The sequence below is a fragment of the Halolamina rubra genome, from assembly GCF_000739555.1.
Taxonomy (GTDB): Archaea; Halobacteriota; Halobacteria; order Halobacteriales; family Haloferacaceae; genus Halolamina; species Halolamina rubra.
Map to the genome: position 1 here is coordinate 1 of NZ_BBJN01000006.1, position 23,654 is coordinate 23,654.

The window sequence follows — 23,654 nt, forward strand, 5'->3', positions numbered from 1 at the left end:
CAGGCTGAACGCGGAACCTCGGGGTTGAACGCGTGGACGTGTTCACGCAGACGCTCGCGCAGTACCACGTCCCCGAGCGACTCGCGCTCCGTCGGGCGAGCTCCGGTCCGGGGAACGTGGGTGTAGCCCAGTTGTTTGCGAAAAGAGTTCACCGTCCGCGTCAACGACGAGTGGGAGGCGACCGCCCACCTCGACGCCTCCGAGCGCGAGCGCGAGATCCTCGCGGCCGGCGGCAAGCTCTCCTGGACGAAGCAGCAGGCCCAGGACGGTAGCGGCGCCGCGCCCGCAGACGACTGAAACCGATCACGGCTAGCGACCCGCCGCGCGCTCCGTCGCGCGGTCAGGGAGCCTGATGCCGTGATCGTGTTGAAACCGACCACGGCTCGCGACCTGCTCCGGCCTCGTGCCGGAGCGACGGAACCCATGCCGTGATCGTGTAGCCACCCACGGCCCGCGGTTCTGCGTTCTTTTTTCTCGCCTCCGAGCGCCCACGCCGGCCCGGCCACGGCGTTTAAGCCGCCAACCGGCCTACACGAACGCGTGACTTCCACCCCGGAGGCGCCGGACGCTGGGGAGCTCGTCGTCCGCGAGGCGGACCGGGCGGACCTGCTCGCGGTGTTCCGCATCGAGAAGGCGGTGTTCTCCCAGCCCTGGCCCTTCGCCTCCTTCGAGCGGTTCCTCGACACCCCGGGGTTTCTCGTCGCGGTCCGTGACGGCGCCGTCGTCGGCTACGCGGTCGCGGACGTGAACTCGACCCAGGGCCGGGATCTGGGCCACCTGAAGGACATCGCCGTCCACCCCGAGATGCAGGGCGAGGGGGTCGGACGCACCCTGCTCCGGCGCGTGCTGCTGACGATGGCCGTCGACGGTGCCAGCGTCGTCAAGCTCGAAGTCCGGGAGGGGAACGAGGTGGCGCAGTCGCTGTACGAGGACGTGGGGTTCGATCGCGTCCGGCGGGTGCCCGGCTACTACGACGACGGCGAGGACGCCTTCGTGATGGTGCTGGACGTGGCGGAGTGGCAGGGTTAGAGCACGCCGAGCAGGTCGGCAGCGAGGTAGAGCTGGCCGAGCCCGGCGACGACCATCACGACGCCCGCGGCCTGTTTGATCCGGCCCGTGTAGCCGCCGACCGAGCGCCAGGCGTCGACGCCGGCGCCGGCGAGCAGCGTCACGCCCGCCAGCGGGGCGGCGACGCCGACGGCGTACGCCCCCAGGGCGAGCCCGCTCGCGGCGCCCTCGAGCGCGAGCGCCTGGGCGACGACGCCGAGGAACAGCGGGACCACACAGCCCGCGGCGGCGATCGCGTACACCGCGCCGAACGCGCCGAAGCCGAGTAGCGTGTCCGGCCGGCTCGGCAGCCGCACGTCGACGCCGTGCTCCCCGCCACGCAGCGTCAGGAGGCCGAAGGCGACCAGGGCGAGCCCGACGACCGGCTCGAACAGCGGGAGCACGCCGGTCAGCGACCGCCCGAGCGCGAGGACGAGCGCGCCCACGAGCGCCAGCGCGGCGAGCGTCCCCGCCGACGCCGTCGCGGCAGCCGGGACCGCGGCGACGCCACCGTCGCTCTCGCCGAGGTAGTAGCCGACGTAGCCCGGGAGCAGCGGGAACGCACAGGGGGCGAAAAACGTCGTCACGCCCGCGCCCGCGGCAAACCCGAGCACGCCCAGCGTCCCGGGCTCAAGCATCGGTCACCGCGTCGAGCTCCGTCCGGAGCGTGTCGGCGTCGACGAGTCCGCCGTGTTCGAACTGCACGGTCCCCGCGGCGTCGACGATCGCGACGTACGGTAGCCCGTCGGCGCCGAAGGCGGCCATGAGCTCGCTCTCGGGGTCGATCCCGAGCGTCCACGCGCCGTCGTTCTCGGCCCACCAGTCGGCGATCTCCCCCCGGGTCAGCGACTCGCTCGGGCGTTCGTTCGTCACCGAGAGGAAGCTGACGCCGTCGTACTCGCCGCGGACCGAGTCGATGATGTCGACCTGCTCGTCACAGGGCGCACACCAGGTCGCGAACAGGTCGACGACCGTCACCCGCCCGGGGGTAGGGACGGGCGCCGACCCCGCCTCGGAGCCGGGCGCGTCGAGCGTCTCGACGCGGATCGGCAGGTCGTCGGTCCCGCCGCCAAGCAGCCCGCGGTCGGTGACCCAGAGGCTCCCGCCGGTCAGGCCGACGCCGGCCAGCGCCGCGAGTGCCCGTCGACGGTTCATGCCTCCCGGAGCGTGGTCAGGTCGTCGAGGATCGCCTCCTGGTCGGGAGAGGAGGTCTGGTACGCCCGCTCGACGTAGCCGTCGGCGTTGACCAGCAGCGTCAGCGAGGTGTGGGCGAACATGTACATCTCCATCTCCTCGGGCTCGGTGCGCCGGAAGTCGACGCCGAACTCCTCCTGGACGACCGTCTTGGCCCGCTCCTTCGACTCGGGGCGGAGGAACCGCCAGCCGTCCCCGGCGGCGGTGACGTTCATCTCCTCGGCGTACGTCTCGAGCCGGTCGGCGGTGTCCCGGGCGGGGTCGAACGTCACCGGCGCGAACGTCACCTCGTCGGCGTACTCGTTCTCCTGTGCGTGGGCCTGCACGTTCCGCAGCGTGCTGATGAGGACGGGACAGACCGTCTCGCAGTGGCTGTAGAAGAAGGTGAACAGGCTCGGCTCCCCGGGGTCGCGCAGCGACAGCGAGCCGCCAGCAATCGGTGCGGGCAGCGTCACGTCGGCGACGCGCTGGCCCCACGCTGGGTAGGGCACGTCCTCGCTCTCGAAGGGGCGATCGGGCTCGCGAAGTGTCACGTCGGGGTTCCCCCCCAGCCCCACGGCGCCGAGACAGCCCGCCGTCGCGCCGACGGCCGCGGCGGCGGCGGTCGACCTGATGAACGTCCGTCGATCCATACACTCCGTAGGTCGGCGGCCCGGTTAGGCGGTTTGGTGGGAACGTCGAAACGCCCGAGGTCGCGACGACGGCCACGCGAGCGCATCTGTTTTCCCCCTCCGGGTCGAGCCTCCGGTATGGGATACCGCTGTCCGGTCTGTGGCTCGCCCCAGCAGGACGACGAGCACCTGGCGAACCACCTCGCGATGACCGCGATGCTCCACGGCGAGGACCACGAGGCCTGGCTCGACGAGCGCGTCGCCGAGTGGGGCGAGTACACGCCGCCGGAGCTGGCGGACGAGATCGTCGACGACGCCGAGGCGGTCGACTACGACGCGGCGACCGCCGAGGACGCCGAGATCGAGATCCCGACCGACGACGGCCACGAGCACGACCACGAGGGGTCGGGCACGCACCCGACCGAGGAGATCGCCGACCCCGACGAAGTGCCGGACTCGGGATTCATCGACGAGGCCGCCGAGCAGGCCGTCGCGGAGGCCCGGGAGATGACCCGCAAGCGCCGCGAGAGCGCCGGGGACGGCGACGACGCGGTCGACAGCAGCACCGACGCCGACACCGACGACGACGCCTGATCGACGCATCGCCACCGGTAAGCCGGCGCCGACCGGACTGGCGCGTATGCGAACGGAAGGTGTGTTCTCCCCCGAGACCGAGACCGAGGCGGCCGAGGCGTTCGAGTCAGTCGGCCCCGCCGCCCAGACGGTCGTCCGCGAGACCGCGAAGGCGATGGCGTTCGACCGCGAGGAGTACGACGAGCGCGTCACCGGCGAAGTCGTCGAGACCGCCCGCGACGCGCTGTTCGCGTCGCTGCTCGAGGTCACCGTCGGCGACCGCGAGGCGTGGGACACGTGGCGCGAGGACCACCCCGAGTACGACACCCACGTGAACGGCTCCGACGCCGTCGACCGCGTGGTCTGGCACGCCGCCCCCGCCACGGAGACGGCGGTGGCGGCGACGTTCCAGTCCGAGGAGGAGGCCGCCGTCGCCACCCTCCGGCGACAGGCGTTCGGCCGGATCTACCGCCCGCTGTTCGACGACGCAGGCGAGAACGACGAGTAGCGCGATGAGCGACTACCCACCCGACGACGGCCGTCGCCACGAACCCCTCCCCGAGCCGCATCCCGACTGGCGAGTGATCGAGAGCAACGCGGAGTACGAGACCGGCTGGTTCGTCGGCGGCTACGACCTGGTCGAACAGCCCGACGGGAGCCGGAAGCGCTACTACTGGGCCGAGCTCCCGACCGCGGTGGTGGTCACCGCGGTCACCGACGATCAGGTGCTGTTCGTCGAACAGTACCGCCCGACGATCCGGCGAGAGCAGCTCGAACTCCCCGCCGGCGTCGTCGAGGCCGGCGAGTCGTTCACCGCCGCCGCCGAGCGCGAACTCGAGGAGGAGACCGGGTTCCGCGCGGAGTCGCTGTCGCTGCTGGAGGAGGTCTGGGTCGCGACGGGGCTGCTGCGGCACAAGCGGGCGTACGTGTTCGCCGAGGGGCTCGAACCCACGGAGCAGGATCTCGACGCCAACGAGTTCCTCACCCCGCGGGCGGTGCCCGCCGCGGAGGCGGTCGAGACGGTGCGCTCGCGGCCGACCAACGACGCCACGCTGCAGGGGCTCTCGCTGGCCGACGCCGAAGGGCTGCTGTAGGCTGTTTTTGGAGAATCACGGTACAGACCGGCGCCGGGGACGGTTCGTGGGCTTCAACCCCGCGGCCACGTTACCGCGGCCATGGACGAGATCTCGCCCGACGAAGTCGCCGAACTGCTCGCCGACGGCGCCGCGCCGACGGTCGTCGACATCCGCAACCCGACGGCGTTCAAGCGGGGCCACATCCCCGGCAGCCTGAACGTCCCGTTCGGCCAGCTCCCCGACCGCGTCGCCGAGCTCGCCGACGCCGAGCGCGTCGTCACCGTCTGCCCGCACGGGAAATCGAGCGTGCAGGCCGCGAAGCTGATCGAGTCTTACGAGGGCACCGCCGACGCCACCGTCGAGAGCATGGCCGGCGGGCTGACCGCGTGGGACGGGCCGATCGAGTCAGGCGTCGACGACGCCCGGTCGGAGCCGGACGAGGGGCCCGCGCCGTTCTAAGTCGCCCTTCGTCGACCGCTCACCGACTCGAGCGCAGGCGTCGCCAGGCGAGCGCGCCGCCGATCGCGGCGACGGCGGCCGGCGCGCCGAACCCGGGGGCGTTCGTCTGGCTGGCCGACTCGACGAACACCGAGGCCGACTGGTCGCCGGCGCCGACGCGTCGCTGCCCGGTCTCGGTCAGCTCGACGGTCGCGCTGACGGTCGTCCGCTCGTTCGGGCCGACCGAGACGGTCCGCGTCGTCACCGTCTCGCCCTCGCGGGTGAACGGCACCGTCACGTTGCCGGGCACCGACTCGTCGTTGGTCACGGTGGCGGTCACCGTCACCTCGCCGCCGCGGTCGACGGTCGTCGGCTCGACGGCATCTCGCTGACGGCGGGGCTCGCAGGCTTTCTGACTCTCACGGTGAACTGCTCGCCGGCGATCGAGACGGTGTAGCGCCCGGGCTCGGCGAACCGGTAAGCGAGCGTCGCCGTCGTCCGGCCGGCCGGGGCGAGCGTCCCGTTCTCCGTGGCGACGGTCGCGTCGTCGACGCGGAGCGACACCGCGTACTCGCCGGTCGCGCCGCCGAGGTTCTCGACGGCGGTGCGGACGGCCAGCCGCTCACCGGCCGCGAGCGTGAGGGGCGAGTCGAGCGTCGCGTTGCGGTACGGGCCGGTGGCTCGCAGGTCCGTCGCCGGGTCGAAGCCGACGCGCAGCAGCGCCGCGTCGCCGCCGAACGCGGTGCGGTGGGCCGCGCGGTCCCACACGTCGGGGGCGTCGCTGGTGGTCGTCAGCCGCTCGGCGGCGTCGCGGGTCGACGCCGCACCCGCGTCGGCGACGGCCCGGAGCACGTCGCCGTTGTCGACCCAGCGCTGGTCGTTCAGCGACGCGAGCACGCGCTGGAGCGTGGCGCCGCCGTCGGTCGCCAGCCTGAGCCGGCGGTCGAGCTCGCCGCTGACGAGCGCGCCTTTCCAGTAGTGGGCGTTGTTCTCCCAGTCGCTCGGCTCGGCGAGCACCGAGCCCGCCTGCGGGCTCCGTGTGCCGCGCTTCAGGTACTCCGCGAGCGCGTCGAACCCGGCGCCCTCCTGCTGGTGGCTCAGCAGCGCGGCGTACCACGTCGCGGTGGCCTCGGTCACCCACCGACCACTCTCGTTCGTCCGGAACGACTGCCGGGTGTGGACGTACTCGTGGAGCCACGTGCTGCCGACGGCGTCGATGGGGCGGTTCGCACGGGCCCAGAAGTCGGTGTCGCCGACCTGCAGTCCCTGGACCGCCCAGTCGACCTGCCCGGTCGGTGCCGCGACGGCGAACACCGTATCGTCGCGGTCACCGACGTTCAGCTCCCGGGAGGCGTTCCCGAGCCCGTCGAGGATCTCCGCGGGCGGATCCGCGAGCTCGGCGGCGTCGGGCACGATCAGCCGGATCTCCTGGCCGGCGACCGACCGCGTGTACTCCTCGTGGGGGCCGAGGAAGGCGGTCGCGCCGCCGACGGCGCCCTCGCCGTCGACGCGGGTCGTGCGCTCGAGGCTGACGGATTCGGTGGTGCGCCACTCGAGGCCGATGTTGGGCTGCTGGATCAGCGCCCACTCGCCCACGTCGGCGTAGAGGTACACGCCGTCGGTCGCCATCGGCCCCTCACGGTCGGTGGTCCGGTTCGCGGTCAGCTCGTAGCGGAGCTGTGGGTCGGCGGTCTCGCCGTCCCACGCCCAGGTGTCGCCCCGGACGTTGCTGAACCCCTCGGCGTCGGTGACGGTCGACCGCGGGTCGAGCGTCACCCGGAGTTCGGTCAGCGCGTCGGGCGTGTCGAACGTCTGGACGACGCCGACCGAGCCCGGCTGCTCGGGGGTGAGCGAGAGCACCGTCTCGACCGCGATCGTCGCCGAGGCGGTCTCGGCGTCGGCGGCGTCGACGGACGGCGGCCCGGCGGCGGCCGGCGATCCGGTGGCGGCGACGGCCGGCTGCGCGCCGGCTAACAGAAGGACAACTGCGAGCGCTGCTGCTCTGTGCACAGTGCTGCTCGGTGCGGGGCCGACATAGTTCCCACGTCACCGCGACCCGGGAACCGGGCCGGCAAAGGAGGTCAGGCCACGTTGAAGCCTTTGTCGCGGAGGAAATCCTCCACGCGGCCGCTGTGGTTCCCCTGGAGTTCGATGGCGCCGTCCTCGACGGTGCCCCCACACGCGAACTTGGACTTCAGGTCGGAGGACAGGCTGTCCATGTCCACGTCTTTCGGATCGAACCCCTCGATGATCGTTACCTCCTTGCCGTACCTGCGCTCGTCGATGCGGATGCTGATCTGCTGGGACTCTTTCGCGACGTCCTCGCAGACGCAGAGTTCCTCAGGCAGCCCGCACGTCGAGCAGACTTCACCCATTACGACCGGAAAGTAGCTGCCACAGCTACAAAACAGTATCGGGGTGCTACAACAGGCGCCAGGCGCCGAGACCCAACACGCCGACGCCGACGGCCATCACGATCGCGCCGATCCCACGCGAGACGCGGGCGTAGTGCTCCCGCTCCGGAACCGGCTCCATACCGGGGGAGACGGCCTGGACGCCGCCGGCGATCAGGAGGAACGCCCCCGCGACAACGTACTGCCAGAGTGCGTACGCCATGCTGGCACGCTCTCGCCCGCCCGGGATAACCGTTGTCCCGGGCTGACTGGTTCGACGCCGCGAGCTACTCCCGCTCCTCGTGGACCATCTTGTGGACGTACGAGCGGCCGGCCATCCCGCCGAGCAGCAGTTCGCGGACGGTGAGCTCCCGGTCGAACCCGTCGCGGCGGGCGATGTCCAGGCGCTCCTCGGTGGTCTGGAAGTAGTTGACCACCGTGAGGAACAGCACGCCGCCGACGGTGTTGCCCAGCAGCACGGGGAACACGAACCAGACGAGCCCCTGGAGGAACACGGGGTAGCCGGCGAAGGTCAGGTACGCCAGCTCCGTGAAGGAGACGACGGAGTGGTAGAGGTTCGCCACCGGGATCGACAGGAAGGCGACGTAGACGACGACGAGGCGTGTGAGGCTGTCCCGGACGGCGTACACGAGCCAGACGACGCCGGCGACGATGAACCCCGCGAACGTCGCCTTGAAGAACAGCGCCCAGAACTCGGTCTGGACCCCCTTCCGGGCGAGATACGTCGCCGCCTCCATCCCCTCGGGGGAGAGCACGCCGGTTCGGGCGAGCACGAGCGCGCCGAACCCGCCGCCGGCGAAGTTGCCGACGATGACGATCCCCCAGATCTTCAGCAGCCGCGGGAGGCTCATCAGGCGCTCGAGCACCAGCACCACCGGCGGCAGCGTGTTCTCGGTGTACAGCTGGTAGCCGCCGAGGATGATGAACACGAACCCCAGCGGGTACAGCAGCGCGCTGAGGATCGGGTGGCCGTCCGTCGCCGCCGTCAGCGACGCCAGCATCAGGAACGTGACCGTGATCGAGAACCCCGCGGCGAGGCTACTGAAGAACAGCTCGCGCTGGCCCGTGGTCGCCTCCTCGTCGGCGGCGGCGATGATCCGCTGGAACACCTCGTGGGTCTCGAACTGGTCGCGGAGCACCGCGCCCGCCGCGGGGGCGCCGTGTTCGGACTGGTCGATCACCTCCCGAACGCTCTCGTCGTCGGCGTCGCCATCCGGCATTGGGGGTGGCTACGGAGCCCAGTAGGTAACTCCTGTGGCTCCGGCGTCGGCTCAGAACGGCACCACCGCGCGGACCAGGATCGCCAGCCCCACCAGCGCGGTGACGGCGCCGATGATCTGGGTCGCGTCGATCTCCCACTCGTCGGCGACGGCGTCCTCGTTGCCGTCCTCCATCGCCGCCTTCCGGGCGGCCTGATACGGGGCGACCACGTGGATCCCCCCGGAGAGGAGGAGGAACGTCCCCGCGAACAGCGCCTGCCACGGTTCGTAGGCCATTCGGGAGGTCGTTCTCGCCGGGCGTGGAAATGCGTTCCGACGACGGTGGGCCCGGGGTCGCGTTATTACGAATCCGCGGCGACTGAATAACGGAACGTAATTGAGGGGCACCCGTCGACAGCAACCCGATGGAGGCGCTCTCGCGGGAGCGGTGGTTGGGGTCGGCCAGCGGTAGCGTCCTGAAGTACTACCTCTACAAGGCGACCAAGGCGGTCGAGTTCTACCGCCCCATCATGTACCTCTTCTTCCTGGCACAGGGGCTGGACTTCACCCAGATCGCGATCCTCGAGGCCATCTACAACCTGACGACGCTGTTCGGCGAGATCCCGACGGGGTACGTCGGGGACCGCGTCGGCCGCCGAACCAGCCTGCTCATCGGGACGGCGATGATCTCGGTGACGCTGTTCGGGATCGGCCTCGCGAACTCCTTCCTCCCGCTGGCGATCCTCTACGTGTTTTGGTCGGCGGGCTACAACTTCCGGTCGGGGACCGAGGACGCGTGGCTCTACGACACGCTCACCGACGACCTCTCGGAGAGCGAGTTCGCCCACATCCGCGGGCGCGGGGAGTCGGCCGCGCTGGCCGTCGGCGCCGGCGCCGCCATCGTCGGCGGCTACCTCGGCAGTATCGACCTCTCGTACCCGTGGTTCGTCGCCGGCGCGGTCACCGCGCTCGGGGTCGGCGTGTTGCTCACGCTCGAGGAACCGGAGACGTACAAGCAGACGGACACCGACGACCTGACGCTCCGCAGGACCGCCGGCATCGTCAGGGACGCGCTCTCGGACCGGAACCTCCGGGCGTTCATCCTCTACTACTACGTCCTCTACGCGGCGGTCACCTACCTCGTGTTCGTGTTCCTCCAGCCGATCTTCCAGACGGTCGTCGTCGACTTCGGCGTCTCCCAGGGGCAGGTCAGGTCGCTGCTCGGGTGGTTCTACGCGGCCTACAGCCTCTTCGGCGCCCTGCTCAGCTACTTCACGGGGGCGATCAAGGCCCGCCTCGGCCTCCGGACGTGGTTCACGCTGCTCCCGTTCGTCGTCGGCGGGGCGCTGATCGGGATGTACTACGTGCCGCTGCTCGCGCTGCCGACGTTCCTGGTCGCCCGGGGCCTCTCGGACGTGACGCGCTCCTTCGCCGGCCAGTACGTGAACGACCAGATCGACACGCTCGGCCGGGCGACGGTGCTGAGCGCGATGGCGATGGTGAGCGGGCTGGCGGTCGTGCCGTTCCAACTCGGCAGCGGCGTCATCTCCGACTACGTCTCGCCGCTGTTCGCGCTGGCCGTCGGCGGCGTCGTTCTCGTCGTCGGGTCGGCGGCGATACTCCTCTGGGAGGGCCCCGTCAGCGAGTGATTCGTGGCCGACGGTGGGAACTGCCGCTCCTCGCAGGAAGTCTGAGTGGGAGTCGAACACGGCGAGAAATGCTCGTTCGCTCCGCTCACTGCGCCGTACTCGCCTGCTCGACTCCGGTGACAGCTTTCGCTCCTCACTGTCGTTCGGAGACGAAAGCCTGGACCGGGAGTCGAACCCGGGAAGTCTCGATTACAAGTCGAGTGCATGAACCACCCATGCTCTCCAGGCGCAGTCGTCGCTACTCAGTCCTCCTTTGAGTGCGTGTCGCTTTCCGGCGCTTTCTCCAACTCCAGCCGGTGGGCCTCGTACCCCTGGCGCTCGTAGAAGCGCCGTGCGGCCTCGTTGTCGGCGAGCACCTCCAGAGAGATGCGGTCGGCACCGGCGTCGAGCAGGCGCTGCTCGGCGGCCGCGAGCAGGTCGGCGCCGAGGCCCGTGCCGCGGTGGGCCGGGCGGACGTAGATGTTCTCGATCACCCCGCGATCGACGTCCTGTCGGTAGCTCCCGGTCTCGGGAGAGAACTCCACGAACCCCGCGAGGTCGCCGTCGGCGCTCCGGGCGACCAGCACGCTCCCGGTGACGATCGCGCGGGCCAGCCCCTCCCGGACCGCGCCGCGGTTGGGCTCGGCCAGCAGATGTGAGCCGTGTGCGCGCTGGCTGCGCGCGAGATCCACCCACAGCTCCGCCAGCCTGTCGGCGTCCTCGATCGTCGGCGCCTCGATCTCCATCCGTCCGTACGTGGGTCCGCGGGGTGGTAAGAGCTATCGGCCGCGGTGACCACGCCGAGCAACTCCGAGCCCGTTCCCGATACGGGAGAGGGAAACGTTCAACCGCCGTCCGGCCGACCACTCGCGCATGGATCCCGACGAGATCGAACGGATCGCGGTGCTCGGCGCAGGCAACATGGGCCACGGTATCGCCGAGGTCGCCGCGCTGGCGGGCTACGACGTGACGATGCGGGACATCAACGAGGAGTTCGTCCAGAACGGCTACGAACAGATCGAGTGGAGCCTCGACAAGCTGGCCGAGAAAGACCAGATCAGCCGGGGCGAGGCCGACGGCGCGCTCGACCGCGTCACGCCGCTCGTCGACCTCGAGGCGGCGGTCGGCGACGCCGACGTGGTGATCGAGGCCGTCCCCGAGAAGATGGACATCAAGAAGGAGGTGTACCGCGAGGTCGCCGAGTACGCGCCGTCGGAGGCGATCATCGCGACGAACACCTCGAGCCTCTCGATCACGGAGCTCTCGGAGGTCAGCGGCCGCCCCGAGCAGTTCTGCGGGATGCACTTCTTCAACCCGCCGGTGCGGATGCAGCTCGTCGAGGTGATCTCCGGCGCCGACACCGCCGACGACACCCTCGACACGATCGAGGAACTCGCGGAGTCGATGGGCAAAACCCCCGTCCGGGTCCGGAAGGACTCGCCCGGGTTCATCGTCAACCGCGTGCTCGTGCCGCTGATGAACGAGGCCGCGTGGCTGGTCGAGTCCGGCGACGCCACTGTCGCCGAGGTCGACTCCACCACGAAGTACGGCATCGGGCTCCCGATGGGCTCGTTCGAGCTCGCCGACCAGGTCGGCATCGACGTGGGCTACCACGTGCTCGAGTACATGCACCAGGAGCTCGGCGACGCCTACCGGCCCTGCCCGCTGCTGGCCGAGAAAGTCGAGGCCGAGGAGCTGGGGAAGAAGACCGGCAGCGGCTTCTACGAGTACGAGGACGGCGACGGCGCCCAGATCCCGACGGACGAGGTCAGCGAGGAGATCCAGGAGCGGCTGCTCGCGCTGCTGGCCAACGAGGTCGCGGGGCTCGTCGGCGGCGACGTGGCCGACTCCGCGGCCATCGACGAGGCGGTGAAGCTCGGCGGCGGCTGGCCCGACGGCCCCGCGAAGATGGCCGACGAGTACGGGCTCGACGCCCTGGTCGAGACGCTGGACGAGCTCCACGAGGCGACGGGCGAGGAGCGCTACGAGGCCGAGGCGACGCTGCGCGAGCTCGCCGACGCCGGCGAGGGGTTCTACGGGAGCGCCGAGGACGACGACGCGACTGAGTACGAGACCCTGAACGTCGAGGTCGACGGCCACGTCGGCCACGTCGAACTCGCCCGCCCCCACCGGATGAACACGATCAGCGAGGAGCTGCTCCACGAGCTCGACACCGCGATCGACGAGCTCGACGCCGACGAGGCCGTGCGTTCGGTCCTCCTGACCGGGGAGGGCGACCGCGCGTTCTCCGCGGGCGCCGACGTGCAGTCGATGGCCGCCGGCGGCGGCGACCCGCTGCACGCGGTCGAGCTCTCGAAGCTCGGCCAGGAGACGTTCGGCAAGCTCGAGTCGCTCGACGCGCCGGTCGTCGCCGCCATCGACGGCTACTGTCTCGGCGGCGGGATGGAGCTCGCGACCGGCGCGGATCTCCGGATCGCCAGTCGCAGTAGCGAGCTCGGTCAGCCCGAGCACAACCTCGGCCTGCTGCCGGGCTGGGGCGGCACCCAGCGGCTCCGCCACATCGTCGGCGAGGGGCGCGCGAAGGAGATCATCTTCACCGCCGAGCGCTACGACGCCGAGGAGCTCGAGGCGTACGGCTTCATCAACGAGGTCACGGACGGCGAGGAGCTGCTCGACCGCGGCTGGGAGCTGGCCCGCGACCTCGCGGCCGGCCCGCCGATCGCCCAGCGCTACACGAAGCGCGCGATGCTCGCCGGCCGCGACGACACCGACGCCGGGCTCGAGGTCGAGAGCCAGGCGTTCGGCCACCTGATGAACACCGACGACCTGATGGAGGGCGTCACGGCGTTCATGGGCGACGAGGAGCCGGAGTTCGAAGGGAAGTAGGCGGCTAACCCTCTTCAGCGATCGCGGCGTAGTTCTTTTCGTGGTTCGACGATACCGGAGCGGCTGGTGGCTCGAACGGAAGTACTGGGAGGAGGGGTGGACACAGGCCGAGATCGCCGAGGCGTGTGAGGTATCGTCGCGGTGTATCCGGAAGTGGATGCGGAGACGCGGGGTCGAAACCCGCGAGATGGTGGGCGAGGATCATCCGCTGTACGGCCGTGAGCGGGACGCGGAGACGAAGGCGAAGATTTCGGCGACGATGGAGGGACGGGAGATACCGGACAGCCACCGCGAGCGTATCGCGGAGGGACACGAGGGGAGGACGCTGCCGGCGGACGTGCGCGAACGGATCGCCGAGTCGCTCTCCGGGCGGACAGTTTCGAAAGCGACGCGGCGTCGGATGAGTGAGTCGACGGCGGGCGAGGCGAACCCGAACTGGAAGGGCGGGTACAGCCACAGATACGGCGACGGCTGGTCCGTCTCTCGGGAGTTCGTGCTCGACCGTGACGAACGATGCCGGGCGTGTGGCCACGAGGGTGAACAACGCCCGCTGGACGTTCACCACATCGTCCCTGTTCGTCGGTTCCGGCAGGCGTCCGATGCGTCGCTCGCCGAAGCTCACGACCCACGGAACCTCGTGGTCCTGTGTCGCCGATGCCACCCCAAAGCGGACAACGGGGCGCTCGAGTTCGAGTCGGGGATCGACCCGCCGGAGTAACTCGGTGACGGCTGTCGACTTTCGATGGGATTAAAAACTCACAGCCGCGATGTTCGGATACGCTCGGTTGGTGTAGTCCGGCCAATCATTTCGGCCTTTCGACCGCAGAAGAAAACGGTCTTCGCGGGAAGAGAGCCGATGACCGGGGTTCAAATCCCCGACCGAGCATTCTGCGAGGAACTTCGTGACGAGCAGACGCGCAGCGGGGGGATTCTGAAGCAGGGAGTGGAGCGGTGCGGAACGACCGTGGTTCAAATCCCCGACCGAGCATTCTGCGAGGAACAACTTCTCCGAGCCGCTGCTTCGTCGTGGAGGGCCGAAGCGTCCGACCAGCGCGGACCGAAAACCGCACGGAAGGGGGTTGTCTGACCCGTCACGACCGCCGCGGGCCGCAGTCGAGTGGGCTGCCTCTGACACATCCCGGTTCCCACGGCGGCGAGCTGTGCTACTTCTCGATGACCGTTCCGGCGGCGCCGACGGCGATCTCCGTCTCGCCACGCCGGACCGACTTCAGGTTCTGCCCGGTCGGCGTCCAGCGGGCGCCGCCCCAGCGGTTGACCATCGTCCCCCGGTCGGCCACGTCGACGCTGTCTGTCCCGTCGAGTCTGGTAGAGTCGGTCATCGTGGTACCTCCGTCGGCAGCGGTGCCTACGGGACACGGCGCCTTTACCTCGTTTTCCGTGAACGCGGCCGTCCCGCGCGCGCTCGCTCAGCCCCTGAGAACTTCCGCAGGTGGTGAGCACTCGGTCGGCCGGCGCCGAACGGACAGGACTTACTTGGAGCAACGAGGAGGTGTGGAAGAATGCGACCGGTCGTCGCCGTTGCGAAGCGTCAGCTGCGAGCCGCGGCTGTCGTCAGCCGCCTCGCCGAAACCGTCGGCTACAACGTCGCCTCGGTGCTGCTCGCCGTCGGCCTCGGGGTTCGCGTCGGCGGCGTCCCGCGCGGACCGACGCTCTGGGCCGCCGCGGGGTACGCCGCCGCGACGCTGGTCGCGAAGTTCGGGGCGTCGGTCGCCGACGCGATCCACGACCGCGCGGTCGACGCCGCCAACCCCGAGAAGAGTCGGATCGCCGCCGCGGTCGAGACGCTGGGCCGCCGACGCGCGTGGGGGCTCCTCTGTGGCTACCTCCTGCTCGCGCTGGCGCTCTACGCCGGCGTCGCCGCCGTCGCGGGCGCGTGGGTGTTCGCGGCGGGCGCGGCGGTCGTCGCGTTCGGCGTCGCCTACTCCTACCCGCCGCGGTTCAAGGAGCGCGGCGTCTGGAACCACGTCGTGACGACCGGCGTCGACGCGGGGCTGCTCGTGCTGCCGGTCGCCGTGCTGATCGCCGGGCGGGTCGCCCCGGCGATCGCCGTCGCCGTCGCGCTCGTCGCCTGCTACAGCTTCGGCTACCACGTGCTCCACCAGGCGGCCGACGCGTACTTCGACCGGCAGGCCGGCGTCGAGACGTTCGCGACGGCGATCGGCGTCGACCGGTCGGTCACCGTCGCCGCCGTGGCCACCGGGGCGGCCACGGGGTTCGCGCTCGCGCTCGGCTACGCGGTCGCCGCGCTCGCGCTCGTGGGGCTGACGGCGTTCTACGTCGCGCTGTACGACGCGGTCCGGGAGGCGAGCCCGCGGCGGGCGGCCCGGGAGGTCGCCGCCCGGTTCAGCGTCGCCTGGATCGCGACGGTCGCCAACGGCGCGCTCGCGGTCGCGGTCTGGCGGCACGCGCTCGGGACGCCGATGGTCGGCGCCCTCCCCTGACGTGCCGGAGCGGAAACCGATTTACCGCCGGCTTCCCGAAGGCCGGCATGGTGACTGACGGGGTCGACGGCGAGCGCGTCCGGGACGTGTTGCGCAAGCGCTCGGACGTGCTGGCGGCCCTCTCGACCCAGCGACGCGACAAGCCGGCGCTGGCCGACGCCGTCGGCGTCTCCCGGTCGACGGTCGACCGCGCGATCGCGGAGCTCGTCGAGACGGGGCTGGTCCGCGAGGTCGGCGGCCGGTACGAGGCCACCCACGCGGGGGAGTTGGGGCTCGAAACCGCCCGCGAGTACCGCGACGCGACCGACACGCTCGGCGCCGCCGAGCCGTTGCTCGACGCGCTCCCCGAGGACGCACCGGTCGGCACCGACCTGCTCGAGGGGGGTACTGTCACCTACGCCGACCCCGCCCTCCCCGAGGCGGCGCTGACGGAGGTGCTGGACCGACTCCCGGAGGCCGAGACGCTGCGGGGGTTCGCGCCGGTCGTGAAAACCAACTACGTCTCGATGCTGCAGGACGCGGTCGTCGAGGCGGGGCTGTCGGTCGAGATCGTCGTGCAGACGGCCACGCTCGACTCGCTCCGGACGATCACGGCCGCGCGGCCGGCCGTCGCCGAGTTCTTCGGCGCCGACGCCGTCGACGTGTTGACGACCGACGAGCAGCTGCCCTACGCCCTCTGGCTCCTCGACGGCCCCGACGTGGAGCACGCCGGCATCACCGTCCACGACGGCGGCGCCGTCGTCGGCGTGCTGAGCAACGACGACCCCGACGCGGTGGCGAACTACCGCGACCAGTACGCGTCGGTCCGCGGGCGGGCGAGCCGGCTCAACCCCGCCACGCTGCGGGACTGAGCGCCCCGGAGCGAGAGGCATATCCACCCCGCCCCCCGAGGGGCGGCCATGGGCCTGGAGGACCTCCCGGAATCGTGGACCGTCTGGACCGAGCAGCGGGACGGGCGGGTCATCCTCGCGTACCGCCCGGACGTGTTCGACGCCGACGAGTTCCCCGCGGCGTGTCTGCCGACGATCTACGTCACCGACGGCTCGCGGGCCGACCGCCCCGGCGCGGGCCAGTACGCGACCGCCGAGTGGCACGCCACCCTGTTCGCCGAGCCCGAGATCGAGCTCGAAAACGAGACCCGGGAGAGTCGCGAGGCCGCCGTCGAGGCCGCCGTCGAGCTGGCCGAGCGCTTCGCCGCCGGCGAGGTCGACTACCGCGGCGCGTACCGGGAGCCCCGGGAGCAGTATCTCGACGAACTGGACCGGCTCACCGGCGACGACGCCTGAGCCCGCGGCGGGAGCCTTAACCCCGCCGCGGCGCTACGTTCGCGTATGACTACCGTCACGCTCGTCGGCGCCCGGCTCGCCGAACCCGGCGAGGAGTTCGTCTACCAGGGGGAGGCCGCGGCCTGCGAGGGCTGTCCCTACCGCAGCCAGTGTCTCAACCTCGAGCAGGGCACCCGCTACGAGGTGACCGACGTGCGGGAGAACACCCAGGTGCTCGACTGCGCGGTCCACGACGTGGGCGTCCGGGCCGTCGAGGTCGAACCGACCGGCGTCCCCGCGAACGTCCCCTCGAAGTCGGCGTACTCCGGGAGCAAGGCGAAGCTGGCGGGCGACTGCCCGCACTCGGACTGCCCCTCGCACCCGCTCTGCGTGCCGTTGGGCGCGGATTTCGACGAGGAGTACCAGATCGAGGAGGTCGTCGGCGACCCGCCCCACGAGACGTGTGCGCTGGACCGCGACCTGACGCAGGTGGAGTTGGCGCCGAAGGAGAAGTAGTCGGTCGATAGGTCAACCAGTTAGAAACTGGGCCGATTCACTCGCCGAAGGCGAGGCCGAGGAGCCCCCGAAGGGGGCGACGACGGCTTTTGGTCGAGCTTTTGCCAGCGAGGAGCCGAAGGCTCCGAGCGCAGCAAAAGGTCGAGTTACTCCAGGACGACCAGCACGTCGCCCATGTCGACGCTCTCGCCCTCGGAGACGAGCACCTGCGACACCGTCCCGCCGCGCTCGGCGTCGATGTCGTTCTCCATCTTCATCGCCTCGAGCACCGCGACGGTGTCGCCCGGCGCGACCTCGTCGCCCTCTTCGACCTCGACGGAGAGCACCGTCCCCTGCATGTCGACGGCGACGGACTCGCCGCCCTCGGGCACCTCGGGGGCGTCGCCGCCCGAGCCGCCGTCGTCGTCGCTCCCACCGGCCTGCGGGGGTCGGTCCTGCCCGCCGCTGCTCGTCTGGGGCGTCGGGATCGCGGGCGCGCCCTCCTCCTCCAGGTTGACCTCGAAGCGCTTCCCGTTGACCTCGACGGTGAACTGCCGTTCGGTGGTCTCGGCGTCCGCGGACTCGTCGCTCGTGTCTTCGGTGCCCCAGGTCTCGACGGCCTCCTCGATGCGCGCGTGGTCGAGCTCCTCGTCGAGGTACTTCGTCGTGTGCGTCCCCGCGACGAACGTCTCGTCCTCCAGCATCATGCGGTGGAACGGCGAGATGGTGACCACGCCCTCGACGTCGTACTCGCCGAACGCGCGCTGGGAGCGCGCGATGCACTCCTCGCGGTCGCCCGCGTGGACGATCAGCTTCGCGATCATCGAGTCGTAGTCGGTCACCAGCTCGTCGCCCTCCGAGAGCGCGTCGTCGACGCGGACGCCGATGCCGTCCGGCGTGTCGTAGGTGTTCAGCGTGCCGCCGCTCGCGGGCTGGAACTCCTCGTCGGCGTGCTCGGCGTTGATGCGGAACTCGATCGCGTGGCCCGAGAGGTCGACGTCGTCCTGCGAGAAGTCGAGCTCCTCGCCGGCGGCGACCCGGAGCTGCCACTTCACGATGTCGATACCCGTGAGCTCCTCGGTGACGGTGTGCTCGACCTGGATCCGGGTGTTGACCTCGAGGAAGTAGAAGTTCGCGTCGGGGCCGAGCAGCTCGCCGGCGTCGGCGTCGCGGTCCTCCTCCTCGACGAGGAACTCGAACGTGCCGGCGTTGTAGTAGCCGGCGGCGTCGGCGCCGCGGCGCGCGGCCGCGCCGATCTCTTCGCGGAGTTCGTCGGTGAGGGCGGGGCTGGGCCCCTCTTCGATCACCTTCTGGTGGCGACGCTGGAGCGAGCAGTCACGCTCGCCGAGGTGGCGGACGTTGCCGTGCTCGTCGGCGAGGATCTGCACCTCGATGTGCCGGGGGTTCTCGAGGTAGCGCTCGAGGTAGACGTTGTCGTTGTCGAAGTACGCCTCGCCCTCGCGTTTCGCACTCTCGAGTTGGTCTTCGGCCTCCTCCGGCCCCTCGACGATCTTCATCCCGCGGCCGCCGCCGCCGCCTTCCGCCTTGATCGCGATGGGGTAGCCGTACTCCTCGCCGAACTCCTTGACCTCCTCGGCGCTCTCGGCGGGGTCGGTCGTCCCGGGGACGATCGGCACGTCGGCGTCGCGCATCGTCTTCCGCGCCTTCGTCTTCTCGCCCAACTGCTCCATCGCGTCCGCGGCCGGGCCGACCCAGGTGATCTCGTCGTGGGCCTCGACCTTCCCGGCGAACTCGGCGTTCTCCGCGAGGAAGCCGTAGCCGGGGTGGATCGCGTCGGCGCCGGCCTTCTCGGCGGCCTCGATCACGGCCTCGTGGTCGAGGTAGGAGTCGGCCGCGCGGGCGGGCCCGACGTTGTACGCCTCGTCGGCGTAGCGAACGTGGCCGCCGTGTTTGTCGGCCTCGGAGTACACCGCAACGGTGTCGACGCCCAGTTCCTCGCAGGCGCGCATGACTCGCACCGCGATCTCGCCACGGTTCGCGACGAGTACCTTGTCGAACATTCTTGGAGGGGGTTCTCGCAGATGGGACGTGATTCTGTCGGTACGGATCGAGCGGGTCAGTGATTGTGGTCGTCGCCGTCGTCCCCGTCGCCGTGGTCGTGTTCGTGGCCGTCGCCGTCGCGGCTCGCCAGCCCCGCGAGGTGGCCGGCGCTGGCGACGATCAGCTCCGCGCCCAGCGCGGCGGCGTTCTCGCTCCCCGGGATGGCGAACACGGGGACGCCGTCGGCGACGCCGGCGGTCGCGCGGGTCGCGACGACCATCGTGCCGATCTCCTCGTAGGAGCGCCGGCGGAACAGTTCCCCGAAGCCGGGGAGCGCCTTGGCGAACAGCGGTTCGACGGCCTCGACGGTCACGTCGTCGCGCGTGACGCCGGTGCCGCCGGTGGTGATCACGATATCCACGTCGTCGCGGTCGACGAACCGCTGGACGGTGCCCTGCACCTTGTCGTAGTCGTCCGGGACGAGGTCGCGGACCGTGACCGCGTGACCCGCGCTCTCCAGCGCGTCGACGATCCGGTCGCCGCCGTCGTCGTCGTCGATCGATCGGGAGGAGGAGACGGTCAGCAGGCCGACGCCGAGGTGCTCCTGATCGTGACTGTGGTGATCGTGGGTGCCTGGCTGGTGGTCGTGGTCGTCGTGACCGTGATCGTCGTGACCGTGATCGTCGTGACCGTGGTCGTCGTGACCGTGGTCGTCGTGGTCGCCCTCGCCGTTCTCGTGCTGGTGAGTGTGCTCGTCGCTCATGTCCTCCCGTCGGGTCGGGGGCTACAAAACTCCGGTCGCTCGCGGCACCGGCGGCGACGCCGACGCGGCCGACGCCGTCCCCGCCGGAGCAGACGGATCGACGACAGAGCCGGCGAGGGGAGTGGACAACCATCCAACTTAATTACTCGCGTCGAGGAGACGATGTATGGGTTCGAACTCCCCCCGAGAGCGGCTGTACGAGGTTTTCGCAGACACTGACCGGGGGTTCGAAGCCAAAGTGACTCGCGCGCTGGAGATCGGTGTCGACTACTTCGATCTGCCGCTGGGGTTTCTGACCCGGATCGACGACGGCAGGCAGGAGATCGTCCACTCCGTCGGCGACCACCACCTCATCCAACCCGGGGAGACGTGTCCGCTGGAGGACGCCTACTGCCGGCGGACGCTGGAGACCGACGGCGTGCTGGCCGTCCAGGACGTGAACGACTCCTCGATCCCCGCCCGCGCGGTCGAAGTGTTCGACCTCGGCACGTATCTCGGGGCGAAGGTGATCGTCGACGACGACGTGTACGGGACGGTCTGTTTCGCCGACGAGGCCGAACGGGACACGCCGTTCCCCGAGGCCGATGAGCTGTTCCTCGAACTCCTCGCGCGGCTGGTGAGCACCGAGCTCGAGCGCCGGGCCCACGAGCGGGAGATCGAGGCGCGAAACGAGCGCCTCCGGCGGGAGAAACAGCGCTTCGAGGGGATCGCCGAGAACAGCTTCGACATCCTGTTCCGGCTCGACTTCGACGCCGAGTTCACCTACGTCTCGTCCGCCGTCGAAGGCGTCCTGGGGTACGAGCCAGCGACGCTCGAGGGGGAGCCGTTCTACGAGTTCCTCACGGAGTCGGCGGCGTCGACGGCGCTCCAGGCGTACTCCGAGCTGCTCGAGGGCGAGGACCGCGAGGGGCTGGAGCTCGAGTTCGTCGCCGCCGACGGCGAGACGGTCGTGTTGGCGGTCAACGCGACGCCGATCGGCGACGCCGGCGACGTCGTCGGCGTGCAGGGCGTCGGCCGGGACGTTACGGCCCGCAGGGAGCAGGAGCGCGAGCTCCGAGTCAAGAACCGCGCGATGGACGAGGCCGAGGTCGGCATCTCCATCGCCGACCCCAACGAGCCAGACCAGCCGCTGATCTACGTCAACAAGGGGTTCGAACGCCTCACCGGCTACGACGCGGCTGACGCGGTCGGCCGGAACTGTCGGTACCTCCAGGGGCCGGCGACCGATCCGGATGCCGCCAGCCAGTTCCGGGCGGCCATCGAGGCTGAGGAGTCCACGACGGTCGAACTCGTCAACTACCGCCGCGACGGCTCGCCGTTCTGGAACCGCGTCCAGCTCGACCCCGTGTTCGACGAGGCGGGCGAGCTCACCCAGTACCTCGGCTTCCAGACCGACATCACCGAGCGGCGCCGGACCGAGAAGCTGATCCAGCTGCTCAACCGCGTGCTCCGGCACAACCTCCGGAACGACATGAACGCGATCGGCGGCTGGGCGACCGCGGTTCGGGAGGCCGAAACCGAGCGCGTCCGCGATGCCGGCGCCGGATCGAACGGCTCTCCCGGGAGCTGAGCGAGCTGAGCGAGCACGCCCGGGAGCTCGAGGAGCAGGCGCGTGGCGACCGCGAGCCGCGCCGGCTCGACCCCGGAACCCTGTTCCGTGAGGCGATCGTCGACCTGCTCGAGCGCTCCACCGACGCGTCGTTCGACGTTCGGGTCGAGACCGACCGGTCGATCTGTGCGGGCGTCGAACTCGAGGTGGCGCTCGGGGAGCTCCTGGAGAACGCCGTGAAGCACAACACGGGAGCGAACCCGCAGGTCACCGTCTCCGCCCGCGACGACGGGGAGTGGATCGAGATCGCCGTGATCGACGACGGGCCGGGGATCGACGAGATGGAGCAGCGAACCGTGACCGCCGGCGACGAGACTGCCTTGGAACACGGGTCGGGGCTGGGGCTCTGGCTCGTCAACTGGATCGTCACCCGATACGGTGGCTCGTTCCAGATCGCGCCTCGCGACGACGACGCCGGGACGACGGCGACCGTCCGGCTGCCGGCCATCGACGGCTCGCAGTCGATCGCGTCGGCCGAACGCGGCCCGACGGTGCTGTTCCGGTAACCAACCATCGTTTTGTCGTCGCCGCCACAACCCCTGCCCGATGAAGTCCGTCAAGTTCCACGGCCACGGCGGCCACGACGTGATCCAGTACGACGAGGTGCCCGAACCGGAGCCCGGCCCCGACGAGGTCGAGATCGACGTGAAGGCCGCGGCGCTGAACCACCTCGACGTGTGGACCCGGCGCGGGATGCCCGGCGTCGACCTCGAGATGCCCCACACGCCCGGCAGCGACGCCGCGGGCGTCGTCGTCGACGCCGGCGAGAACGTCGAGCGCTTCGCGGTCGGCGACCGCGTCGCGGTCTCGGCGGGCGTCGCCTGCGGGCGCTGTGAGTTCTGCCGCGACGGCGAGGAGTCGATGTGCGTGCGCTACCAGATCATCGGCGAGCACCGCCCCGGCGTCCACGCCGAGCGGGCCGTCGTCCCCGCCGACAACCTCGTCCCGGTCCCGGACGGCGTCGACTGGGAGGTCGCGGGCTCGACGGCGCTGGTGTTCCAGACCGCCTGGCGGATGCTCGTCACCCGGGCCGAGCTCTCGCCGACGGACTCGGTGCTCGTCCTCGGCGCCTCCGGCGGCGTCGGGCACGCGGCGGTTCAGATCGCCGACCACGTCGGCGGCGAGGTGTACGCCACCGCCTCCAGCGAGGAGAAGCTCGGCTACGCCGCGGACTGCGGCGCCGACCACGTCATCGACTACACCGAGCAGAACTACGCCGACCGCATTCGGGAGCTGACGGGCAAGCGCGGCGTCGACGTGGTGGTCGACCACGTCGCCGGCGAGTCGTGGTCGGACTCGCTGGCGTCGCTGGCCAAGGGCGGGAAGCTGGTCACCTGCGGCGCGACTGCGGGCGGGCAGCCCCACACCGACGTGAACCGCATCTTCTGGAACCAGCTCTCCGTGCTGGGGTCGACGATGGCCACCCCCGGCGAGGTCGACGACGTGCTCTCGCTCGTCTGGGACGGGACGTTCGAGCCGCGGATCCGCCAGGTGGTGCCGATGTCCGAGGCCGCCCGGGGCCACGCGATGCTCGAGGATCGAGAGGGCTTTGGGAAGGTGGTGCTAAAGCCCGACAGTGAGCTCTGAGGACGGCGACGACGGCGGGTACGTGCACACCCCGGGCGGCCTCGACGGCGCCGACGCGCCCGACGACGAGAGCGAGGGGGACGGCGGCCCGAGCGGCTGGATCCTCGTCGGCGCCATCACGCTGGCGACGCTGGTGATCCCGGGGGTCATCTACGTCTACCCGACGCTGTTGGCGGATCACGTGCCGTTCCTCGTCGCGATGCTGGCGCTGCCGTTCGTCCCGGCGCTGCTGCTGGGCGTCGTCGGCGTCTGGGCGATGAAGGAGTAGGGAGCTGGATTTTGGAGAGCCGCGGCAAAAGGCGTCGTGACGCCGACCGTCGTCGGCGCCGGGCGCTCGCCGTGATGGCTTATCAGAGAGCCGCGGCAAAAGGCGTCGTGACGCCGACAGTCGTCGGCGCCGGGCGCTCGCGGTAATGACTTAGCAGAGAGCCGCGGCATCAGGCGT

29 protein-coding genes, 2 tRNA genes and 1 pseudogene are annotated in these 23,654 nt (G+C 70.5%); 18 read left to right on the forward strand and 14 right to left on the reverse strand.

Features of this window, described 5'->3' with window-relative positions; all coding sequences use genetic code 11:
• Positions 1–135: 135 nt before the first annotated feature.
• A complete protein-coding gene (locus ACP95_RS15945) occupies positions 136–297 on the forward strand; it encodes a hypothetical protein (protein ID WP_154018409.1) in 162 nt (53 codons plus the stop codon).
• 243 nt (positions 298–540) lie between these two features.
• Positions 541–1,029: a ribosomal protein S18-alanine N-acetyltransferase gene (rimI, locus tag ACP95_RS01250; protein WP_049979471.1), complete on the forward strand. Its 489-nt coding sequence runs from the start codon at positions 541–543 to the stop codon at positions 1,027–1,029.
• On the opposite strand, the gene ACP95_RS01255 is transcribed toward rimI, so the two are convergent.
• The 3 genes from ACP95_RS01255 to ACP95_RS01265 are packed head-to-tail and all read right to left on the reverse strand — an operon-like array spanning position 1,026 to position 2,873.
• Positions 1,026–1,685 (reverse strand): cytochrome c biogenesis CcdA family protein, encoded by a 660-nt coding sequence (locus ACP95_RS01255; protein ID WP_049979472.1) that lies wholly within the window; start codon positions 1,683–1,685, stop codon positions 1,026–1,028. The two genes, rimI and ACP95_RS01255, sit on opposite strands and share 4 nt — an antisense overlap.
• The gene (locus ACP95_RS01260) at positions 1,678–2,202 is read right to left on the reverse strand and encodes a TlpA family protein disulfide reductase (protein WP_049979473.1); all 525 of its coding nucleotides are present in this window, start codon (positions 2,200–2,202) and stop codon (positions 1,678–1,680) included. The genes ACP95_RS01255 and ACP95_RS01260 overlap by 8 nt, the downstream gene beginning before the upstream one ends.
• A complete protein-coding gene (locus ACP95_RS01265) occupies positions 2,199–2,873 on the reverse strand; it encodes an SCO family protein (RefSeq protein ID WP_049979474.1) in 675 nt (224 codons plus the stop codon). Before ACP95_RS01265 ends, ACP95_RS01260 begins: the two co-directional genes overlap by 4 nt.
• Before the next feature lie 117 nt (positions 2,874–2,990).
• Here ACP95_RS01265 and ACP95_RS01270 point away from each other — a divergent pair, with 117 nt between their 5' ends.
• From ACP95_RS01270 to ACP95_RS01285, 4 genes are all read left to right on the forward strand, one after another.
• Positions 2,991–3,446: a DUF5810 domain-containing protein gene (locus ACP95_RS01270; RefSeq protein ID WP_049979475.1), complete on the forward strand. Its 456-nt coding sequence runs from the start codon at positions 2,991–2,993 to the stop codon at positions 3,444–3,446.
• Between the two features lie 46 nt (positions 3,447–3,492).
• Positions 3,493–3,933, forward strand: coding sequence for a DUF5809 family protein (locus ACP95_RS01275; RefSeq protein ID WP_049979476.1), 441 nt, complete (start codon positions 3,493–3,495; stop codon positions 3,931–3,933).
• 4 nt (positions 3,934–3,937) lie between these two features.
• Positions 3,938–4,519 (forward strand): NUDIX hydrolase, encoded by a 582-nt coding sequence (locus ACP95_RS01280; RefSeq protein WP_049979477.1) that lies wholly within the window; start codon positions 3,938–3,940, stop codon positions 4,517–4,519.
• A gap of 81 nt (positions 4,520–4,600) precedes the next feature.
• Entirely contained in the window at positions 4,601–4,960 is a 360-nt protein-coding gene (locus ACP95_RS01285; RefSeq protein ID WP_049979478.1) for a rhodanese-like domain-containing protein, read from the forward strand.
• A 19-nt stretch (positions 4,961–4,979) separates the two neighbouring features.
• Here the strand turns inward: ACP95_RS01285 and ACP95_RS01290 are convergent, their stop codons facing one another.
• From ACP95_RS01290 to ACP95_RS01315, 6 genes and pseudogenes are all read right to left on the reverse strand, one after another.
• Positions 4,980–5,279 (reverse strand): hypothetical protein, encoded by a 300-nt coding sequence (locus ACP95_RS01290; protein ID WP_154018410.1) that lies wholly within the window; start codon positions 5,277–5,279, stop codon positions 4,980–4,982.
• 2 nt (positions 5,280–5,281) lie between these two features.
• Positions 5,282–6,949, reverse strand: a complete 1,668-nt coding sequence (locus ACP95_RS01295; RefSeq protein ID WP_049979480.1) for a hypothetical protein — start codon at positions 6,947–6,949, stop codon at positions 5,282–5,284.
• 71 nt (positions 6,950–7,020) lie between these two features.
• Complete coding sequence (gene yciH / locus ACP95_RS01300) at positions 7,021–7,314, reverse strand: stress response translation initiation inhibitor YciH (RefSeq protein WP_049979481.1); 294 nt, start codon at positions 7,312–7,314, stop codon at positions 7,021–7,023.
• A gap of 46 nt (positions 7,315–7,360) precedes the next feature.
• Positions 7,361–7,555 (reverse strand): hypothetical protein, encoded by a 195-nt coding sequence (locus ACP95_RS01305; RefSeq protein ID WP_049979482.1) that lies wholly within the window; start codon positions 7,553–7,555, stop codon positions 7,361–7,363.
• Positions 7,556–7,649: 94 nt separating this feature from the next.
• Positions 7,650–8,573: pseudogene (locus ACP95_RS01310) on the reverse strand (formate/nitrite transporter family protein); the annotation flags it as partial.
• Between the two features lie 51 nt (positions 8,574–8,624).
• Positions 8,625–8,849 carry a hypothetical protein gene (locus ACP95_RS01315; RefSeq protein WP_049979484.1) on the reverse strand — a complete coding sequence of 75 codons (225 nt, stop codon included), beginning with the start codon at positions 8,847–8,849 and terminating at the stop codon, positions 8,625–8,627.
• 128 nt (positions 8,850–8,977) lie between these two features.
• On the opposite strand from ACP95_RS01315, the gene ACP95_RS01320 reads away from it, so the two are divergent.
• Positions 8,978–10,201, forward strand: a complete 1,224-nt coding sequence (locus ACP95_RS01320; protein ID WP_049979485.1) for an MFS transporter — start codon at positions 8,978–8,980, stop codon at positions 10,199–10,201.
• A gap of 154 nt (positions 10,202–10,355) precedes the next feature.
• Here the strand turns inward: ACP95_RS01320 and ACP95_RS01325 are convergent.
• Both ACP95_RS01325 and ACP95_RS01330 read right to left on the reverse strand, forming a co-directional pair.
• Positions 10,356–10,429, reverse strand: a tRNA-Thr gene (locus tag ACP95_RS01325).
• A gap of 14 nt (positions 10,430–10,443) precedes the next feature.
• Positions 10,444–10,926 (reverse strand): GNAT family N-acetyltransferase, encoded by a 483-nt coding sequence (locus ACP95_RS01330; RefSeq protein ID WP_049979486.1) that lies wholly within the window; start codon positions 10,924–10,926, stop codon positions 10,444–10,446.
• Positions 10,927–11,053: 127 nt separating this feature from the next.
• On the opposite strand from ACP95_RS01330, the gene ACP95_RS01335 reads away from it, so the two are divergent.
• The 3 genes from ACP95_RS01335 (at position 11,054) to ACP95_RS01345 (ending at position 13,913) form a co-directional block, all read left to right on the forward strand.
• The gene (locus tag ACP95_RS01335; RefSeq protein WP_049979487.1) at positions 11,054–13,027 is read left to right on the forward strand and encodes a 3-hydroxyacyl-CoA dehydrogenase/enoyl-CoA hydratase family protein; all 1,974 of its coding nucleotides are present in this window, start codon (positions 11,054–11,056) and stop codon (positions 13,025–13,027) included.
• Positions 13,028–13,067: 40 nt separating this feature from the next.
• The gene (locus ACP95_RS01340) at positions 13,068–13,745 is read left to right on the forward strand and encodes an NUMOD3 domain-containing DNA-binding protein (RefSeq protein ID WP_049979488.1); all 678 of its coding nucleotides are present in this window, start codon (positions 13,068–13,070) and stop codon (positions 13,743–13,745) included.
• A 61-nt stretch (positions 13,746–13,806) separates the two neighbouring features.
• Positions 13,807–13,913 (forward strand) — tRNA-Glu (locus tag ACP95_RS01345).
• Positions 13,914–14,190: 277 nt separating this feature from the next.
• On the opposite strand, the gene ACP95_RS15505 is transcribed toward ACP95_RS01345, so the two are convergent.
• On the reverse strand, positions 14,191–14,367 hold the full coding sequence (locus tag ACP95_RS15505; RefSeq protein ID WP_154018411.1) for a hypothetical protein: 177 nt from the start codon (positions 14,365–14,367) through the stop codon (positions 14,191–14,193).
• 180 nt (positions 14,368–14,547) lie between these two features.
• On the opposite strand from ACP95_RS15505, the gene ACP95_RS01350 reads away from it, so the two are divergent.
• The 4 genes from ACP95_RS01350 to ACP95_RS01365 are packed head-to-tail and all read left to right on the forward strand — an operon-like array spanning position 14,548 to position 17,270.
• Positions 14,548–15,489 (forward strand): UbiA family prenyltransferase, encoded by a 942-nt coding sequence (locus ACP95_RS01350; protein ID WP_049979489.1) that lies wholly within the window; start codon positions 14,548–14,550, stop codon positions 15,487–15,489.
• 47 nt (positions 15,490–15,536) lie between these two features.
• On the forward strand, positions 15,537–16,340 hold the full coding sequence (locus ACP95_RS01355; RefSeq protein WP_049979490.1) for a helix-turn-helix transcriptional regulator: 804 nt from the start codon (positions 15,537–15,539) through the stop codon (positions 16,338–16,340).
• A gap of 48 nt (positions 16,341–16,388) precedes the next feature.
• Positions 16,389–16,775 carry a DUF5820 family protein gene (locus tag ACP95_RS01360; protein ID WP_049979491.1) on the forward strand — a complete coding sequence of 129 codons (387 nt, stop codon included), beginning with the start codon at positions 16,389–16,391 and terminating at the stop codon, positions 16,773–16,775.
• A gap of 45 nt (positions 16,776–16,820) precedes the next feature.
• Positions 16,821–17,270 (forward strand): UPF0179 family protein, encoded by a 450-nt coding sequence (locus ACP95_RS01365; protein ID WP_049979492.1) that lies wholly within the window; start codon positions 16,821–16,823, stop codon positions 17,268–17,270.
• A 146-nt stretch (positions 17,271–17,416) separates the two neighbouring features.
• Here the strand turns inward: ACP95_RS01365 and ACP95_RS01370 are convergent, their stop codons facing one another.
• Together ACP95_RS01370 and ACP95_RS01375 are read right to left on the reverse strand one after the other, a co-directional pair.
• Positions 17,417–19,270 (reverse strand): acetyl-CoA carboxylase biotin carboxylase subunit, encoded by a 1,854-nt coding sequence (locus ACP95_RS01370; RefSeq protein ID WP_049979493.1) that lies wholly within the window; start codon positions 19,268–19,270, stop codon positions 17,417–17,419.
• A 56-nt stretch (positions 19,271–19,326) separates the two neighbouring features.
• The gene (locus ACP95_RS01375) at positions 19,327–20,013 is read right to left on the reverse strand and encodes a MogA/MoaB family molybdenum cofactor biosynthesis protein (RefSeq protein ID WP_049979494.1); all 687 of its coding nucleotides are present in this window, start codon (positions 20,011–20,013) and stop codon (positions 19,327–19,329) included.
• Between the two features lie 166 nt (positions 20,014–20,179).
• Here ACP95_RS01375 and ACP95_RS01380 point away from each other — a divergent pair, with 166 nt between their 5' ends.
• From ACP95_RS01380 to ACP95_RS01390, 4 genes are all read left to right on the forward strand, one after another.
• The gene (locus tag ACP95_RS01380) at positions 20,180–21,583 is read left to right on the forward strand and encodes a PAS domain S-box protein (protein ID WP_237560371.1); all 1,404 of its coding nucleotides are present in this window, start codon (positions 20,180–20,182) and stop codon (positions 21,581–21,583) included.
• 185 nt (positions 21,584–21,768) lie between these two features.
• Positions 21,769–22,128 carry a sensor histidine kinase gene (locus ACP95_RS16225; protein ID WP_237560372.1) on the forward strand — a complete coding sequence of 120 codons (360 nt, stop codon included), beginning with the start codon at positions 21,769–21,771 and terminating at the stop codon, positions 22,126–22,128.
• A gap of 40 nt (positions 22,129–22,168) precedes the next feature.
• A complete protein-coding gene (locus tag ACP95_RS01385) occupies positions 22,169–23,209 on the forward strand; it encodes a zinc-binding dehydrogenase (protein WP_049979495.1) in 1,041 nt (346 codons plus the stop codon).
• Positions 23,199–23,477 carry a hypothetical protein gene (locus ACP95_RS01390; RefSeq protein WP_049979496.1) on the forward strand — a complete coding sequence of 93 codons (279 nt, stop codon included), beginning with the start codon at positions 23,199–23,201 and terminating at the stop codon, positions 23,475–23,477. The genes ACP95_RS01385 and ACP95_RS01390 overlap by 11 nt, the downstream gene beginning before the upstream one ends.
• The last annotated feature ends 177 nt before the right edge of the window (positions 23,478–23,654 follow it).

Excerpts from the sequence above, each read along its gene's own strand:
- ACP95_RS01255 (WP_049979472.1), bottom strand. The coding sequence starts at position 1,685 with ATGCTTGAGCCCGGGACGCTGGGCGTGCTCGGGTTTGCCGCGGGCGCG.
- ACP95_RS01260 (WP_049979473.1), bottom strand. The coding sequence starts at position 2,202 with ATGAACCGTCGACGGGCACTCGCGGCGCTGGCCGGCGTCGGCCTGACC.
- ACP95_RS01265 (WP_049979474.1), bottom strand. The coding sequence starts at position 2,873 with ATGGATCGACGGACGTTCATCAGGTCGACCGCCGCCGCCGCGGCCGTC.
- ACP95_RS01270 (WP_049979475.1), top strand. The coding sequence starts at position 2,991 with ATGGGATACCGCTGTCCGGTCTGTGGCTCGCCCCAGCAGGACGACGAG.
- ACP95_RS01275 (WP_049979476.1), top strand. The coding sequence starts at position 3,493 with ATGCGAACGGAAGGTGTGTTCTCCCCCGAGACCGAGACCGAGGCGGCC.
- ACP95_RS01280 (WP_049979477.1), top strand. The coding sequence starts at position 3,938 with ATGAGCGACTACCCACCCGACGACGGCCGTCGCCACGAACCCCTCCCC.
- ACP95_RS01285 (WP_049979478.1), top strand. The coding sequence starts at position 4,601 with ATGGACGAGATCTCGCCCGACGAAGTCGCCGAACTGCTCGCCGACGGC.
- yciH (WP_049979481.1), bottom strand. The coding sequence starts at position 7,314 with ATGGGTGAAGTCTGCTCGACGTGCGGGCTGCCTGAGGAACTCTGCGTC.
- ACP95_RS01305 (WP_049979482.1), bottom strand. The coding sequence starts at position 7,555 with ATGGCGTACGCACTCTGGCAGTACGTTGTCGCGGGGGCGTTCCTCCTG.
- ACP95_RS01315 (WP_049979484.1), bottom strand. The coding sequence starts at position 8,849 with ATGGCCTACGAACCGTGGCAGGCGCTGTTCGCGGGGACGTTCCTCCTC.
- ACP95_RS01320 (WP_049979485.1), top strand. The coding sequence starts at position 8,978 with ATGGAGGCGCTCTCGCGGGAGCGGTGGTTGGGGTCGGCCAGCGGTAGC.
- ACP95_RS01330 (WP_049979486.1), bottom strand. The coding sequence starts at position 10,926 with ATGGAGATCGAGGCGCCGACGATCGAGGACGCCGACAGGCTGGCGGAG.
- ACP95_RS01335 (WP_049979487.1), top strand. The coding sequence starts at position 11,054 with ATGGATCCCGACGAGATCGAACGGATCGCGGTGCTCGGCGCAGGCAAC.
- ACP95_RS15505 (WP_154018411.1), bottom strand. The coding sequence starts at position 14,367 with ATGACCGACTCTACCAGACTCGACGGGACAGACAGCGTCGACGTGGCC.
- ACP95_RS01350 (WP_049979489.1), top strand. The coding sequence starts at position 14,548 with ATGCGACCGGTCGTCGCCGTTGCGAAGCGTCAGCTGCGAGCCGCGGCT.
- ACP95_RS01355 (WP_049979490.1), top strand. The coding sequence starts at position 15,537 with ATGGTGACTGACGGGGTCGACGGCGAGCGCGTCCGGGACGTGTTGCGC.
- ACP95_RS01360 (WP_049979491.1), top strand. The coding sequence starts at position 16,389 with ATGGGCCTGGAGGACCTCCCGGAATCGTGGACCGTCTGGACCGAGCAG.
- ACP95_RS01365 (WP_049979492.1), top strand. The coding sequence starts at position 16,821 with ATGACTACCGTCACGCTCGTCGGCGCCCGGCTCGCCGAACCCGGCGAG.
- ACP95_RS01370 (WP_049979493.1), bottom strand. The coding sequence starts at position 19,270 with ATGTTCGACAAGGTACTCGTCGCGAACCGTGGCGAGATCGCGGTGCGA.
- ACP95_RS01375 (WP_049979494.1), bottom strand. The coding sequence starts at position 20,013 with ATGAGCGACGAGCACACTCACCAGCACGAGAACGGCGAGGGCGACCAC.
- ACP95_RS01380 (WP_237560371.1), top strand. The coding sequence starts at position 20,180 with ATGGGTTCGAACTCCCCCCGAGAGCGGCTGTACGAGGTTTTCGCAGAC.
- ACP95_RS01385 (WP_049979495.1), top strand. The coding sequence starts at position 22,169 with ATGAAGTCCGTCAAGTTCCACGGCCACGGCGGCCACGACGTGATCCAG.